Source organism: Streptomyces sp. NPDC052910, from assembly GCF_055585605.1.
Map to the genome: position 1 here is coordinate 945,256 of NZ_JBVJJR010000002.1, position 15,229 is coordinate 960,484.

At 73.8% G+C, this 15,229-nt stretch carries 13 protein-coding genes and 1 pseudogene; 6 read left to right on the forward strand and 8 right to left on the reverse strand.

Annotation, left to right across the window (positions count from 1 at the left end; genetic code table 11):
• Positions 1-46: 46 nt before the first annotated feature.
• From ACZ6X9_RS09680 to ACZ6X9_RS09700, 5 genes are read right to left on the reverse strand one after another with little or no spacing between them, the layout of a single operon-like run.
• Entirely contained in the window at positions 47-943 is an 897-nt protein-coding gene (locus tag ACZ6X9_RS09680) for a glycosyltransferase family 2 protein (RefSeq protein ID WP_469777382.1), read from the reverse strand.
• The gene (locus ACZ6X9_RS09685) at positions 940-1,719 is read right to left on the reverse strand and encodes a CDP-alcohol phosphatidyltransferase family protein (protein ID WP_469777383.1); all 780 of its coding nucleotides are present in this window, start codon (positions 1,717-1,719) and stop codon (positions 940-942) included. The genes ACZ6X9_RS09680 and ACZ6X9_RS09685 overlap by 4 nt, the downstream gene beginning before the upstream one ends.
• Positions 1,697-2,758, reverse strand: a complete 1,062-nt coding sequence (locus tag ACZ6X9_RS09690; RefSeq protein ID WP_469777384.1) for an iron-containing alcohol dehydrogenase family protein — start codon at positions 2,756-2,758, stop codon at positions 1,697-1,699. Before ACZ6X9_RS09690 ends, ACZ6X9_RS09685 begins: the two co-directional genes overlap by 23 nt.
• Positions 2,746-3,483 (reverse strand): phosphocholine cytidylyltransferase family protein, encoded by a 738-nt coding sequence (locus ACZ6X9_RS09695; protein WP_469777385.1) that lies wholly within the window; start codon positions 3,481-3,483, stop codon positions 2,746-2,748. Before ACZ6X9_RS09695 ends, ACZ6X9_RS09690 begins: the two co-directional genes overlap by 13 nt.
• On the reverse strand, positions 3,480-5,306 hold the full coding sequence (locus ACZ6X9_RS09700) for a DUF5941 domain-containing protein (RefSeq protein WP_469777672.1): 1,827 nt from the start codon (positions 5,304-5,306) through the stop codon (positions 3,480-3,482). Before ACZ6X9_RS09700 ends, ACZ6X9_RS09695 begins: the two co-directional genes overlap by 4 nt.
• A gap of 262 nt (positions 5,307-5,568) precedes the next feature.
• Here ACZ6X9_RS09700 and galE point away from each other — a divergent pair, with 262 nt between their 5' ends.
• From galE to idi, 3 genes are all read left to right on the forward strand, one after another.
• Positions 5,569-6,555, forward strand: coding sequence for a UDP-glucose 4-epimerase GalE (gene galE, locus ACZ6X9_RS09705; RefSeq protein ID WP_469777386.1), 987 nt, complete (start codon positions 5,569-5,571; stop codon positions 6,553-6,555).
• 157 nt (positions 6,556-6,712) lie between these two features.
• Positions 6,713-7,654, forward strand: a complete 942-nt coding sequence (locus ACZ6X9_RS09710; protein ID WP_469777387.1) for a cation diffusion facilitator family transporter — start codon at positions 6,713-6,715, stop codon at positions 7,652-7,654.
• 101 nt (positions 7,655-7,755) lie between these two features.
• Positions 7,756-8,367: an isopentenyl-diphosphate Delta-isomerase gene (gene idi, locus ACZ6X9_RS09715; protein ID WP_469777388.1), complete on the forward strand. Its 612-nt coding sequence runs from the start codon at positions 7,756-7,758 to the stop codon at positions 8,365-8,367.
• Here the strand turns inward: idi and ACZ6X9_RS09720 are convergent.
• Entirely contained in the window at positions 8,342-8,887 is a 546-nt protein-coding gene (locus ACZ6X9_RS09720) for an ATP-binding protein (RefSeq protein WP_469777673.1), read from the reverse strand. The genes idi and ACZ6X9_RS09720 overlap by 26 nt on opposite strands.
• 266 nt (positions 8,888-9,153) lie before the next feature.
• Here ACZ6X9_RS09720 and ACZ6X9_RS09725 point away from each other — a divergent pair, with 266 nt between their 5' ends.
• On the forward strand, positions 9,154-9,921 hold the full coding sequence (locus tag ACZ6X9_RS09725) for an enoyl-CoA hydratase/isomerase family protein (protein ID WP_469777389.1): 768 nt from the start codon (positions 9,154-9,156) through the stop codon (positions 9,919-9,921).
• A 55-nt stretch (positions 9,922-9,976) separates the two neighbouring features.
• Here ACZ6X9_RS09725 and ACZ6X9_RS09730 read toward each other — a convergent pair.
• A pseudogene (locus tag ACZ6X9_RS09730) lies at positions 9,977-10,114 on the reverse strand (GlxA family transcriptional regulator); the annotation flags it as partial.
• 137 nt (positions 10,115-10,251) lie between these two features.
• Here ACZ6X9_RS09730 and ACZ6X9_RS09735 point away from each other — a divergent pair.
• Together ACZ6X9_RS09735 and ACZ6X9_RS09740 are read left to right on the forward strand one after the other, a co-directional pair.
• Complete coding sequence (locus ACZ6X9_RS09735; protein WP_469777390.1) at positions 10,252-11,148, forward strand: SCO6745 family protein; 897 nt, start codon at positions 10,252-10,254, stop codon at positions 11,146-11,148.
• Between the two features lie 76 nt (positions 11,149-11,224).
• Positions 11,225-13,567 carry a Tex family protein gene (locus tag ACZ6X9_RS09740; RefSeq protein WP_469777391.1) on the forward strand — a complete coding sequence of 781 codons (2,343 nt, stop codon included), beginning with the start codon at positions 11,225-11,227 and terminating at the stop codon, positions 13,565-13,567.
• Positions 13,568-13,794: 227 nt separating this feature from the next.
• Here ACZ6X9_RS09740 and ACZ6X9_RS09745 read toward each other — a convergent pair whose 3' ends face one another.
• Positions 13,795-15,228, reverse strand: coding sequence for a M1 family metallopeptidase (locus tag ACZ6X9_RS09745; RefSeq protein WP_469777392.1), 1,434 nt, complete (start codon positions 15,226-15,228; stop codon positions 13,795-13,797).
• Between the last annotated feature and the right edge of the window lies 1 nt (position 15,229).

The window sequence follows — 15,229 nt, forward strand, 5'->3', positions numbered from 1 at the left end:
GGGGACGGTCCCCCGGCAGCGCCCGATGCTCTCAGACAAGAGCTTGTCAGATCACCGGCGGGCGACCCAGCCGGGTCAGGCGCCACACGGTACGCCACTTCATGGGCCGGCGCGGACCGCACGGCGTCGTCCAGCCCTCCTTGAAACCGCCGAACCAGGCGCGGAGCGCCGGCAGCGAGGGCTTCCTGGCCAGGGTGAGCAGCATCCACACCCCGAGGTAGACCGGGACGAGGAGGGCCGGCAGGTTGCGGCGGGCCAGCCACACCCGGTTGCGGGCCACCATGCGGTGGTAGACGGCGTGCCGGCTGGGGGCGGTGGTCGGGTGGTGCAGGACCATGTCCGCCCGGTAGTCGATCATCCAGCCCGCGTCGAGGGCCCGCCAGGCGAGGTCGGTCTCCTCGTGCGCGTAGAAGAACTCGTCGGGCAGGCAGCCCGCGTCGGCGAACACCCGGGTGCGGGCCGCGTTGGCGCCGCCCAGGAAGGTGGTCACCCGGGAGGAGCGCATCGGGTCCGAGGCGCGCAGCCGGGGGACGTGCCGGCGCTGGGTGACGCCGGTGTCCGGGTCGGCGATGCGGAAGCTGATGATGCCCAGCTTCGGGTCGGCCTCGAACGCGCGGCGGCAGAGCTCGGCCGTGTCCTGGTTCGGCAGCAGCCCGTCGTCGTCCAGGAAGAGGAGGACGTCGACGTCGCGTCCCGCCGGGCCGAACGCCTCGATGCCGACGTTGCGGCCGGCCGGGATGCCCACGTTCTCGGGCAGCTCGACGGTCCGCACGGTCAGCCCGGGGACGTGCACCTCGGGCAGCGGCGCGCCGTTGCCCACGATGACGACCTCGATCGGGTCGCCGTCCTGCTTGGCGACCGACTCCAGCAGCGCGCGCAGCTCGGCGGGGCGGTTGCCCATGGTGAGGACGACCGCGCCGACCTTCAGGCCCCGGGCGCTCATCGCAGCCTGCTCGAGGCGAGGATGGACACGAGGTGCAGCAGCGTCTGCAGGACGGCGATGCCGGCGAGGACGGCGGTGCCGAGACGGGTGAAGAAGAGGTCGCCCCGGGCCTGGTCCAGGATCGCGAGGAGCACGATCAGCAGCGACGCCTCGATGCCGAGGATCAGCCGGTGGAACTGCAGTGCCGCGGCGGCCTTGCGGGCCAGGGCCATGCCGGAGGAACGCGGCTCGGCCGCGGCCTCCTTGACCGGCGGCATGCCGTTCTGGTGGCGGGCGACGCCGACGAGGTCGGTCTCCGCCTTGATCAGGACGGCGCCCAGCGCGGCGAGCGTGCCGAGGAAGGCCCACAGCCAGTCGATGCGGCCGCCGCCCCAGAGGTCGGCGGCGCGCAGGCCGAGGCCGAGGAGGACGGCGGCGTCGCACAGGTAGGCGCCGACCCGGTCCAGGTAGACCCCGGACATCGAGTACTGCTTCTTCCAGCGGGCGATCTCGCCGTCGACGCAGTCCAGCAGCAGGTAGAGCTGGACGGCGATCGCGCCTAGCACGGCGCCCGCGATCCCGGGCACCAGCAGGGCCGGGGCCGCGAGGACGCCCGCGACGGTCATCAGGTAGGTGAGCTGGTTGGGCGTGACACGGGTGTTCACCAGGTGGCGGTCCACCCGCAGCGAGATCTCCCGCATGTACAGGCGGCCGGCCCAGTGCTCACCGCTGCGCCGGTCCTTCACCCCCGCGGGGTGGACGACCGGCCGGAGTTCAGCGACTGACGGTTTCTGCATAGTCGGCGTATGCGTCCCTGATCTGGTCGGTGGTGAGGGCGAGGTGCTCCAGGATGGTGAACCGCCCGGGCCGGGTCTGCGGAGCGAACTCCACGGCGCGGACGAACTCGTCCTCGGTGAAGCCGATGTCGCCGGGGAGTACGGGCAGCTTGTGCCGCCGCAGGACCTCGACCATCAGCGCGGACTCCTCGCGGGCGCCGCGGAGGTGCATGGCGAAGGCGGCGCCGAGGCCGCACTGCTCGCCGTGCGGGGCGGCGCGCTTGGGGTACAGCAGGTCGAAGGCGTGGTTGATCTCGTGGCAGGCGCCGGAGGCCGGGCGGCTGTCGCCGGCCACGGACATCGAGATGCCGGTGAGCACGAGGCCCTCGGCGAGCACCTGGAGGAACCCGTCGTCGTCGACGTTGCCGGGGTGGCGCAGCACGGCCTCGCCGGCCTGCCGGGCCAGCGCGGCGGCCAGGCCGTCGATGTCCTCGCCGCGCACCCGGTTGGCCAGCTCCCAGTCCGCGACGGCGGAGATGTTGGAGATGGCGTCGCCGATGCCGGAGCGGACGTAGCGGCCGGGGGCCTGGCGGATGACGTCGAGGTCGATGACGACGGCGATCGGGTTGGGCACGCCGTACGAACCGCGGCCCGCGTCGTTGTCGAGGGTGGCGACCGGCGAGCAGAGACCGTCGTGGGAGAGGTTCGTGGCCACGGCGACCAGCGGCAGGCCGATGCGCGCGGCGGCGAACTTCGCACAGTCGATGATCTTGCCGCCGCCCAGGCCCACGACCGCGTCGTAGTGGCCCGACTTCATGGCGTCGGCCAGCTTGATGGCGTCGTCCAGGGTGCCGCCGCCGACCTCGTGCCAGGTGGCGCCGGGCAGCGCCGGGGCGAGCCGCTTGCGCAGCGCCGCCCCGGAGCCGCCGCTGATCGCGACGGCGAGCTTGCCGGAGCTGGAGATCCGCTGGTCCGCGAGGACCATGGCGAGATCGTCCAGGGCCCCGGCCCGGATGTCGACGACGACCGGCGAGGGGATGAGCCTCGTCAGTACTGGCACGCGATCTCCCGGCCCTTGGCGAGGTCGTCGTGGTTGTCGATCTCGACCCACTTGACGTCACCGATCGGCGCGGTGTCGATCTTGAAGCCGCGGTTGACGAGCTCCTGGTAGCCGTCCTCGTAGTAGAGGTCGGGGTCCTTCTCGAAGGTGACCTTGAGGGCGTCGGCGAGCTCGGCGCCGGCCTCGGCCTCGATCAGGGTGACGCCGATGTACTCGCCGGTGGCGGTGGCCGGGTCCATCAGCTTGGTGATGCGCTGGACGCCCTTCTCGGGGTCCACGATGACCTTCATCTCCTCGTCGGCGAGGTTCTTCACCGTGTCGAGGGCGAGGATGATCTTCTGGCCGTCGCCGCGGGCGTCGAGCAGCGTCTTCTCGACGGAGACCGGGTGCACGGTGTCGCCGTTGGCCAGGATCACGCCGCGGCCGAGGACCTCACGGGCGCACCACAGGGAGTAGGCGTTGTTCCACTCCTCGGCCTTGTCGTTGTCGATCAGGGTGAGCTTGAGGCCGTACTTCTCCTCCAGCGCCGCCTGCCGCGAGTACACGGCCTCCTTGCGGTAACCGACGACGATCGCGACCTCGGTCAGACCGACCTCCGCGAAGTTGGCCAGGGTGAGGTCGAGGACGGTGGTCTCACCATCGACGGGCACCAGGGCCTTCGGAAGGGTGTCGGTGTAGGGGCGCAGACGGCGTCCGGCGCCGGCTGCCAGCACGAGGCCGATCATGCGGGTTCTCCTGTTTCGTCGTGTACTGCGGGCGCCCCGGAGGACACCCAGAAGCGGATGCTCTCGATGAGCACCGCGAGGGCGATGCCGGCCGCGAGGGCCGTCAGCGCGATCGTGAAGCCTTGGCCCTGCCACAGGACGGCGGCGACGGTGACCGCCAGGGCCCGTCCCTCGTGGCCGCCGATCATCCGGACCAGCCAGTGCGGGGGCGCGCCGGTGCCGCCGCGGATGCGGTACACCGTGTCGTAGTGATGGTAGGCGACCGCGGCGACCAGTCCGAACGCCGCGGGAAGCGCCCCGTGGACGTCCGAGCGCGCGGCCAGGATCAGGATCGCCAGGTATTCGGCGGCCCGCAGGACGGGCGGGAGCAGCCAGTCGAGGGGGCCCTTGAGCGGGCTGGACACCGCGAGGCCGGTGAGGAGCGCGTAGACCGCGGCACCGGCGACGCCCAGGGGGCTGCCGAAGGGCTTGACCAGCAGCGGGACCAGCAGGGCGGCGGTGCCGAGCAGGCCCAGCAGCGGGACGGTCACGGCACCCTTGACGCGGGTGAGCCGGGAGACGGTCTCGGCGATCGGGCCGGAGTCGGTGAGCTCGAACAGCGCGCGGGCCGCGCGGTCGGTGCGGCGGGCCTTGCGGGTGACCGAGCGCAGGACGCGTCCCGCGGTGGTGTAGCAGGCGGCGAAGGCGCAGCCGATCAGCAGCACGGCGAAGACGATCCGCGGGGTGGTGAGCGCGGTGAGGACGGCTATCAGCGCCCAGCGCTCGCCGATCGGCAGGATGATCATGCGGCGGGCCCAGACCGTCCAGCCCACGCTGTCCAGCTTCCCGGAGAGCGCGGCGGTCGGACTGGTGTTCGCCGTGGCGTCGTGATTGGCCTCGTTGAACGCGAAGTCGACGACGTGCCGGCAGGTCTGGAGGACCATCGCGCCGAGCGCCAGCGCCCACACGTCCTCGCCCCCACGGGCGGCGCCCAGCGCCAGGCCCGCGTAATAGGCGTACTCCTTGGCCCGGTCGAAGGTGGCGTCGAGCCAGGCGCCGAGCGTGGAGTACTGGAGCGAGTAGCGGGCGAGCTGCCCGTCGGTGCAGTCCAGGACGAACGAGAAGATCAGCAGCAGGCCGGCGGCGACGAACCCGGGGCGGGTGCCGGTCGCCGCGCAGGCCGCCGCGATCAGCGCCGTCAGCAGCGAGGCGGTCGTCACCTGATTGGGGGTGAATCCGCGCCGCGCGCACCAGCGGGCGATGTAGCGGGAGTACGGGCTGACGCAGAAGGTGGTGAAGAACCCGTCGCGGGACTTCACGGCGTTCCGCAGCCGCACCGCCTCGTCGTCGGTGGCCGCGACGGCCTGCACGGCGTGCGCCCGGGCCGGGGCGTCCGGGGGGACGTCGGCGACGAGCACGCCCAGCTCGGGGCGGTGGACGGCGACGCCGTGCGCCTCCAGGCCGGCCGCGAGAGCGTCCGGCAGGACGTCGAGCGGGGAGGCCGGGGCGTCCGGGAAGCCTGCGTACGCGCCCACCCGGTGCCGGCCGTCGGCGAGGGCGACGACGTCCCGCAGCGCGGCCCGGGCCTCGGGCCGCACCGTGAGGGCGCCGTGCACCGCGGCGGCCGGGAAGCGGGGGTCGGTCAGCGCGAGCCGGAGGCTGTGCGTGTGGCCGACGAAGCGGTGGTCGACGAGGGCGACCCGGGCGTTCGCCGGGGCGGCCGCCAGTTCGGCGGAGACCGCGGCGGCGTCGGCCGCCACGCGCACGTCGAAGCCCAGGGACCGCAGGTCGCCCTCCAGGGAGGAGCCGACGGGCGGCAAGCCGGTGAGGATGGCGGTCGACAGACGAACTCACTCCTTGGAAGCGTGCCTGGCCGCCTCGGGTCCATCGGGTGTCCGGGCAGCGGTGGTGCCGCGCGGGCCCCGGCGTCGGTGGCGTGCGGCACGTCGGCAGAGGCTATCGGATCACTGGAAGCCGCCGTTCACCGCCGGGTGCGGCCCGGGCCTCACGAGGAGGACGCGCGGGGCGCCGCGGTGGTTCCCGGCCGGTCCCTGGCACGGTCCGGCGCGGACGGGCGCGGGGCCGGGACTGGTCTAGGGTGCCGTCATGACGTGGCTGATCACAGGTGGGGCCGGGTACATCGGGGCCCATGTGGCGCGGGCGATGACGGAGGCCGGGGAACGGGTGGCCGTCCTGGACGACCTGTCCAGCGGTGACCCGGCGCGGCTGTCCGGGGGCGTGCCCCTGGTCCGCGGCTCGGTACTGGACCGGGAGACCGTCGACCGGGCGCTCAAGGAGCACGGGGTGACCGGTGTGGTGCACCTCGCCGCCAAGAAGCAGGTCGGGGAGTCGGTCGAGCGGCCGCTGCTCTACTACCGGGAGAACGTGCACGGGCTGACCGTGCTGCTGGAGGCCGTCGTCGCGGCGGGCGTGCGGAGCTTCGTCTTCTCGTCCTCCGCGGCCGTCTACGGGATGCCGGACGTGGACCTCGTCACCGAGGCGACGCCGTGCCTGCCGATCAACCCGTACGGGGAGACCAAGCTGGCCGGCGAGTGGCTGGTGCGGGCCGTGGGCGCCGCGCACGGCCTGTCGACCATCTGTCTGCGCTACTTCAACGTGGCGGGCGCGGCCCGGCCGGAGCTGGCCGACACCGGTGTGTTCAACATCATCCCGATGATGTTCGACCGGATCACCCGGGGCGAGCGGCCGCGGATCTTCGGGGACGACTACGCCACCCCGGACGGCACCTGCGTCCGTGACTACATCCACATCGAGGACCTGGCCACCGCGCACCTGGCCGCGGCCCGCCGGCTGGCGGAGCGGCCGGAGGCGGGCGACCTGACGCTGAACGTGGGCACCGGGCACGGGGTGTCCGTGCGCGAGATGGCCGAACTGGTCGGGGAGGTCACCGGCCGTCCCGGCCTGACGCCCGAGGTGGGCCCGCGCCGGCCGGGCGACCCGGCCCGGGTCGTCGCCGCCGGCGACCTGATCGGCCGGACGCTCAACTGGAGTCCGCGCCACGACGTGCGGAGCATGGTCGTCTCGGCCTGGGAGGGCTGGCGGCTGCGCCATCCGGACGCGTCCGGCGGGTGAGCCCGGCAGGCCCTCGGACCGCGGTGGAATCCCCGCAGGTCAGAGGGGATGACAACGGTGTTCGGTGTCGCGTTGCCCAGGGCCCCCCGCCCGTAGTTCACTGAGGAGCCGGGCGGCACCCGCCGCCGGGACCGGTGGGACACGGGAGGCGGCGTACATGGGTGCAGGGCACGACCACGGCCATTCGCACAGCGGCCCCCCGCCGACCGGCACCGCCGCGGCGGCCTACCGGGGGCGGCTGCGGATCGCCCTGGGCATCACGCTGTCGGTGCTGGTGGCGGAGATCGCCGGCACGGCGCTGACCGGCTCGCTGGCGCTGCTCGCGGACGCCGGTCACATGGCGACGGACGCGGTGGGCGTGGGGATGGCGCTGGTCGCGATCCACTTCGCCAACCGGCCGAGCGGCGGCCGGCGCACCTACGGCTACGCGCGCGCCGAGATCCTGGCGGCGCTGCTGAACTGCCTGCTGCTGCTCGGCGTCGGCGGCTACATCCTCTTCGAGGCGGTGCAGCGGCTGACCGCGCCCACCGAGGTGCCCGGCGGGACGACGGTCGTGTTCGGTCTGATCGGCGTGGTCGCCAACCTGATCTCGCTGTCCCTGCTGATGCGCGGGCAGAAGGAGAGCCTGAACGTGCGCGGGGCGTTCCTGGAGGTCCTCTCGGACGCGCTGGGCTCGCTGGCGGTCGTGGTCTCCGCCCTGGTGATCATGGCGACGGGGTGGACGCGGGCCGACCCGGTCGCCTCGCTGCTGATCGGGCTGATGATCGTGCCCCGGACGCTGAAGCTGCTGCGCGAGGCGCTGGACGTGCTCCTGGAGGCGGCGCCCAAGGACGTGGACATGGACGAGGTCCGGGCGCACATCACGGCCCTGCCGGGGGTCACCGGCCTGCACGACCTGCACGTCTGGACGATCACCTCGGGGATGCCGGTGCTGTCGGCGCACGTCGTGGTGGACCGGGAGGCGCTGGACGCGGCCGGGCACGAGCGGATGCTGCTCGACCTCCAGGGCTGTCTGGGGGAGCACTTCGCCGTCGAACACTGCACCTTTCAGCTCGAACCGGGCGGGTACGCGGAGCGCGAGGCGCGGCTCTGCCACTGATCCGCGCCCGTCCGCGCGCCCGTCCCCCCTTGGTCCCCGCGTTCCCGCCGGGGCGTCGTGGGGCAGACTTGAGGGCCAAGACCGACACCCGAGGATGGTCAATGCCGATCACATCAGCCGAGGGCCGCTCCGCCGACTCCGCCGCGGCCCCCGCCTCCCCCGACGCCGCCGAACCGATCATGCTGGAGCTGGTCGACGAGGACGGCCGAACCGTCGGGACCGCCGAGAAGGTCTCCGCGCACCTCGCCCCCGGCCGGCTGCACCGGGCCTTCTCGGTCTTCCTCTTCGACGAGCGGGGGCGGCTGCTGCTCCAGCGCCGCGCCCTGGGCAAGTACCACTCCCCCGGCGTGTGGTCCAACACCTGCTGCGGGCACCCGTACCCGGGCGAGCAGCCCTTCCTGGCCGCGACCCGGCGCACGGCCGAGGAGCTGGGCGTGGCCCCCTCGCTGCTGCGGGAGGCGGGCACGGTGCGCTACAACCACCCGGACCCGCTGTCGGGGCTGGTGGAGCAGGAGTACAACCACCTCTTCGTCGGGACCCTGCGGGCCACTCCGGAGCCGGACCCCGAGGAGGTGGAGGAGTACGCCTATGTGACCCCCGCCGAACTGGAGAAGCTGCGGGCCGAGGTGACGTTCTCCGCGTGGTTCATGACGGTGCTGGACACGGCGCGGCCCGCCATCCGCGAGGTCATCGGCACCGGGGCGGGCTGGTAGGCGCGGGCGCTTCGGTGAGCGGCAGGGCGGCCCAGACGACCTTGCCGCCGCCCGGGGTGTGCTCGACGTCGTAACTGCCGCCGGCCTCGTCCACGACCGCCTGCACGAGCAGCAGCCCCCGGCCGCCGATCCGCTCCTCGTCGGGCAGCAGGGGACGCGGCCGGTAGGGGTGGCCGTCCTCGACGGCCACCCGCACCTCCTTGGGGCCGATGGAGACCTCGACGGTGAGCTCCGGGGAGAGCAGCGCGGCGTGCTGGACGGCGTTGGTGACCAACTCGGAGACGATCAGCAGCAGGCCGTCCAGCAGGTCGGCGGTGAGCGGCACCCGCTGACGGCGCATCAGGTCGCGGACGCCGTGCCGGGCGCGGGGCACCGAGGTGGGGAGCGCGGGCGCGGTGAACCGCCAGTTGCCCGGCCGGGCGGGGCGCGGCGCCGCCCCGGGCGGCCCGGCCGGCTCGCGGGGCGCCGTGGGCGGCGGGGCCTGGCCCGGCTCGGGCGGGACGCTCCCGACGATCTCCATGTCCGATACCAACCCCTCGCCGTGGCTCCACCGCACACGTCGAGTGTTGGGAAGACCACAGTCCGCGCGGACGGCTGATCAGAAGTCGCCGTCAATCGACGCTATTTGATCGCGTGCGTATGCCGCAGTCACTCTCGCGACTGTTCCTGGCTGCCCTGATCGTCGTTCGCGGAACGCTCCGGAGCAGGTCGCTCCCCACCCCGGGGCGCCCGGGCCGGCCGGTGGCCCCGAGCGGCCCCTCCCCCGCCTCCCGTTAGCATCCGTCCATGGAGCCCGCACTGCATCTGGACGTCGCCCACGGCACGGCGACGGTCCGCATCGCCCACCCCGCCAAGCGGAACGCCATGACGCCCGCCATGTGGCGGGCGCTCCCGCCCCTGCTGGAGCGGTGTGCCGCGGATCCGGCCGTCCGGGTCCTGGTGCTGACCGGCGAGGGGGACACCTTCTGCGCGGGCGCCGACATCGCCTCCCTCACCTCCGGCGGCGAGGGCGACCCACAGGACCTGGCCGTCGCCGCCGAGGAGGCGCTGGCCGCCTTCCCCAAACCGACGGTCGCCGCCGTGCGCGGCCACTGCGTCGGCGGCGGCTGCCAGCTCGCCGCCGCCTGCGACCTCCGGTTCGCCGCCGCGGACGCCCTGTTCGGCGTCACCCCGGCCAGGCTGGGCGTGGTCTACGCGGCCTCGTCCACCCGCCGGCTGACCGGCCTGGTCGGCCCGGCCACCGCCCGGTACCTCCTCTACTCCGCCGAACTCATCGGCGCCGACCGGGCGTTGCGGACCGGCCTGGTGGACGAGGTGTGGGCGCCGGACGAGCTGGACGCCCGCGTCGCCGGCTTCACCCGGCTGCTCGCCGCCCGCTCACAGCTCACCCAGGCCGCGGCGAAGGAGTTCACCCGCCCCGGCCCGGTCCCGGCCGAACGCGTCGCCCACTGGGCGGAACAGGGGCGCGGGAGCGCCGACCTGGCGGAAGGGGTCACGGCGTTCCTGGAGCGCAGGGAGCCGCGGTTCACATGGAGCGTCCCGGCCGGGAACTGACCGGCCGTCAGTCCTTGCCGCGCGCCCGCTTCCCCTCGGACACGAGCTCGGCGGGGGCGGTGCGCACCTGGTACGCGCCGGGGTCGCCGACCGTGACCCCGGCGTGGGTGAACACCTCGAGCGGACCGGTGACGTCGAGGCTCCGGACCCCCTCGTGGAGGACGATGAGCACGGTGCGGCGAGGCGTCGTGATCACATGCTGGTCCCGGGGGCGGGCGGCGGCAATGACGTCCTTCCCACCCTTCCTGCCACCCATGACGCCTCTCCCTGGCGTCCCCGCGCACCCTCCGGTCTTCCGCACCGACCCGCCCGCCGCCTAGCGTGCGGGGCATGACCACCAACGTGATCCTTTCGGCCGGCCGCCGTTGCCGGCGCGCCCTGGAGGCTGTGCACGTCTTCACATACTTCACCCCCGAGACCGCCCGGGAGTTCGCCGCGTTCGGTGTGGAGGACGGGCACGCCCGGTACTTCGCCGAGCGGGCCGGTGCCATGGGGCGGGTCGGGGCGGGCACGGTGACGGCGGCTTTCCACGTGTTCAAGCACGAGCTGGTGGCCCGTCACGTGCCGGCGGTGTGGGAGCGGGTGGCGCCCGAGGAGGCGGTGGCCGCGCGGCTGCGTGCCTGTGACGCCGCCCTGCGCCGGATGCTCGGCGACGGGAGGGAGGGGGTCATATCTGCGCCGGAGACAGTGGAGGCCGCGGAACTCGCGCTGCGCGCGGCGGAGGCGGGCGAGCGCGCGTCCCGGCCGCTGTTCGCCGCCCAGGCGGACCAGCCCGTCCCCGACGCCCCGCACCTGGCCCTGTGGCACGCGGCGACCATGCTCCGCGAACACCGCGGCGGCGGGCACCTGGCGGCGCTGGCCGCCGCCGGTCTCGACCCCGTCGAGGCACTGGTCAGCCACGCGGCCGGGCGGGACGGCAGCGCGCCGGCCCGGCGGCTGCTGCGCACCCGCGGGTGGAGCGCGGAGGAGCTGGAGGACGGCGCGGGACGGCTGCGCGAGCGCGGGCTGCTCGCCGCCGACGGGGAGCTCACCCCGGCGGGCGCGGCGCTGCGCCGGGACGTCGAGGAGGCCACCGACCGCCTGGACGCCGGGCCGTGGGAGCACCTGGGGGCGGACGGCACGGCCCGGCTGACGGAGCTGGCGGAGGGCCTGGCCGCCCGGATCGCCGCCGCCGGAGGATCGCCGACGGGCTCCCCGCGCGCGGCGGACGGCGCCGGCGAGGGCTGAGCCGGGGGCGGCGCGGCCCGCGTTGTCGGAGGTACCTGCCACAATGCAGAGCGCAGTCCGAATGAGAAAGCGGAGCGTGATCGTGACGGCAACCGGTACGTCGGTCGAAGGCAGGATCGCCGAGGAGCTCGGCGTTCAGGAGCGGCAGGTGAAGGCGGCCGTCGACTTGCTCGACGGAGGGGCGACCGTGCCGTTCGTCGCCCGGTACCGCAAGGAGGCGACCGGGGCGCTGGACGACGCGCAGCTCCGCACCCTGGAGGAGCGGCTGCGCTACCTGCGGGAGCTGGAGGAGCGGCGGACCGCCGTCCTGGAGTCGGTGCGTTCGCAGGGCAAGCTGGACGCCGCGCTGGAGGCGCGGATCCGCGAGGCCGACTCCAAGGCCCGGCTGGAGGACATCTACCTGCCGTTCAAGCCCAAGCGGCGGACGAAGGCGCAGATCGCCCGCGAGGCGGGGCTCGAACCGCTGGCCGAGGGACTGCTGTCCGACCCGGGCGTCGAACCCCTCGCCGCCGCTGCGGCCTTCGTCGACGCGGACAAGGGCGTCGCCGACCCGGCCGCCGCGCTGGAGGGCGCCCGGGCGATCCTCACCGAGCGGTTCGCGGAGGACGCGGACCTGATCGGCGAGCTGCGCGAGCGCATGTGGACGCGGGGGCGGCTGGTCGCGAAGGTGCGCTCCGGCAAGGAGGAGGCGGGCGCCAAGTTCGCCGACTACTTCGACTTCGCCGAGCCGTTCACCGAGCTGCCCTCGCACCGGGTGCTGGCCATGCTGCGCGGCGAGAAGGAAGAGGTGCTCGACCTCGTCCTGGACCCGGAGCCGGCCGGTGAGCCCGCGGCGGGCCCCAGCGCGTACGAGCAGGCCGTCGCCCGCCGGTTCGGCGTGGCCGACCGGGGCCGGCCCGGCGACAAGTGGCTGGCGGACACGGTGCGTTGGGCCTGGCGCACCCGGATCCTCGTCCACCTCGGCATCGACCTGCGGCTGCGGCTGCGCCAGGCGGCGGAGGACGAGGCGGTCCGCGTCTTCGCCGCGAACCTGCGCGATCTGCTGCTCGCCGCCCCGGCCGGCACCCGCGCCACGATGGGGCTCGACCCGGGCTTCCGCACCGGCGTGAAGGTCGCCGTGGTCGACGCCACCGGCAAGGTCGCGGCGACGGAGACCATCTACCCGCACGTCCCGCAGAACAAGTGGGACGCCTCCCTGGCCACCCTCGCGCGGCTCGCGAAGGAGCACGGCGTCGAGCTCGTCGCCATCGGCAACGGCACCGCCTCCCGGGAGACGGACCGGCTGGCCGCCGACCTGATCGGCCGCCACCCGGAGCTGAACCTCACCAAGGTGATGGTCTCCGAGGCCGGCGCCTCGGTGTACTCGGCCTCCGCCTTCGCCTCTCAGGAACTGCCCGGCCTGGACGTCTCGCTGCGCGGCGCGGTGTCGATCGCGCGCCGGCTCCAGGATCCGCTGGCCGAGCTCGTCAAGATCGACCCCAAGTCGATCGGGGTGGGCCAGTACCAGCACGACCTGTCCGAGGTGAAGCTCTCGCGCTCGCTCGACGCCGTCGTCGAGGACTGCGTCAACGGCGTCGGCGTCGACGTCAACACGGCGTCCGCGCCGCTGCTCTCCCGCGTCTCCGGCATCAGCTCCGGCCTCGCCGACAACATCGTCGCCCACCGCGACGCGAACGGGCCCTTCCGGTCCCGCAAGGCGCTCAAGGACGTGGCCCGGCTCGGCCCCAAGGCGTACGAGCAGTGCGCCGGCTTCCTCCGCATCCGCGGGGGCGAGGATCCGCTGGACGGGTCCAGCGTGCACCCCGAGGCGTACCCGGTGGTCCGGGCGATGGCCAAGCGGACGGGAAGTGAGGTCGCCGCCCTCATCGGCAACACCGGTGTGCTGCGGTCGTTGCGGCCCGAGGACTTCGTGGACGACTCGTTCGGTCTGCCGACGGTCACGGACATCCTGCGCGAGCTGGAGAAGCCGGGGCGGGACCCGCGGCCCGCGTTCCGTACGGCTTCGTTCAAGGACGGCGTCGAGAAGATCGGCGACCTGGCATCCGGGATGATCCTGGAGGGCGTCGTCACCAACGTCGCCGCGTTCGGGGCGTTCGTGGACATCGGGGTGCATCAGGACGGGCTTGTGCACGTGTCCGCGATGTCGAAGACGTTCGTCAAGGATCCGCGGGATGTCGTCAAGCCCGGGGACATCGTGCGGGTGAAGGTGCTCGAAGTCGACATTCCGCGGAAGCGGATCTCGTTGACGCTGCGGTTGGAGGACGAGGCTTCCGCCTCCTCCGGCCGGCGGGAGCCGCGGGAGAACCGGCGCGGTGGGGCGCCTCGGCCCCGGCGTGAGGCTTCCCCGCCCGCGGCGGGTGGCGCCATGGCCGAGGCGCTGCGGCGCGCGGGCCTTGTGCGGCCGGAAGGCCGCAGGTAGGGAGCCCCGGACCCTCCCCTTCGCCGTTTCCTGGGGGCTGCGCCCCCAGACCCCCTTGTCGCGGCTTCGCCGCTCGCCCTCAAACGCCGGACGGGCTGGATAGTGCCGCCCCGGGCGTGCACTTCAGCCCGTCCGGCGTTTGAGGACAGCGCCCGCAGGGCGCTTCGGGGGTGCGGGGGCTCGCCCCCGCAAGAAACGGTGAAAGGGAGGGACCGGGGCACACCCCCCTACCGCCGGAACTCCGGCACCCGCTTCTCGTACAGCCACGGCCCGAGCACATCCCCCACCTCCCGCGCGGCAACGCGCCCCGCATGGGCGAGGAATCCGGGAGTGTCCGCACTCCCGCCCCGCCGCCCCTCGTGCCATGTCCGCAGCACGCGGAAGAAGGGGTCGTCCCCGACGGCCAGCCGCAGGGCGTGCAGGGCGCAAGCCCCCCGCACGTACACCCGGTCGTCGAACAGATGCCGCCGTCCGGGATCCGCGATCCGCAGGTTCTGGCGGCGGCCGGCCAGGTCCGTGCGGGAGCGGCGGGCGAGGGTGTCCGCGTCGTCCTCGCCGAGGTGTTCGGACCAGAGCCACTCGGCGTAGGTGGCGAAGCCCTCGTTGAGCCAGATGTGCTGCCAGTCGGCGAGGCTGACGCTGTTGCCGAACCACTGGTGGGCCGTCTCGTGGGCGACGAGCGTCTCCCAGCCGCGCCGGCCGTCCATGTGGTTGCGGCCGAAGACGGAGAGGGTCTGGTTCTCGACGGGGGCGGCCAGGTCGGCGTCGACGACGGTCACGCCGTAGGACTCGAACGGGTAGGGGCCGAAGAGGTCGGTGTAGAGGCGGAGGATGCGGCCCTGGCGGGCGAGGTCGTGGCGGACGCGGTCGACCAGGCCGGTGGGGCAGGCGACGTGCACCGGTACGGGTGTGCCGTCGGTCTCCCGTTCGCTCCAGGTCTCGCGGTGGAAGCGGCCGGTGTAGAGGGCGGCGAGGTAGCAGGCCATCGGGCCGGGGTGGTGGTAGGTCCAGCGGGCGGAGCCGTTCTCCTCCCGGTGGTCGACGAGGGAGCCGTTGGCGAGGGCGTCGTAGCCCGCCGGGACGGTCACCTCGAAGGTGTAGGCGGCCTTGTCGTCGGGGCGGTCGTTGCAGGGGAACCAGGACGGCGCGCCCACCGGCTGGGAGGCGACGAGCGTGCCGTCGTGTTCGTCCCCCGTGCGGTCCCAGCCGATGGGGCCGTACGGCGAGTGGACGGGCCGGGGCCGGCCCCCGTAGCGGATGTCCAGGATGAAGGGGCGGCCCGGTTCGAGTGTGCGGTCGGCGGTGATCCGGAGTTTGCCGTCGCGGTGCCGGAAGGGCACCGGCCGGTCGTCCAGGAGGACCTCGTCGACCGTGAGTTTCGCGAGGTCGAGTTCGACGGAGTCCAGGGCTCCGTTGGCGGTGGCCTCGATGCGGGCGCGGCCGTCGAGCCGGTCGCGGCCGGGGTCGTAGGCGATCTCCAGGTGGTAGGCGAGGGTGCGGTGGGCGTAGGAGCCGTGCCGGGGGAAGTAGTGCTGGTCGCGGGCGGGCCGGTGGCGGGAGCCGCCGCCCACGACGGCGGCGGTCATCGGGACGGCCAGCGCCGCGAGCAGGACGCGGCGGCTGCAGGTGTGTCCGCCCGTCCTCGTGTGTCGTACTGCCATG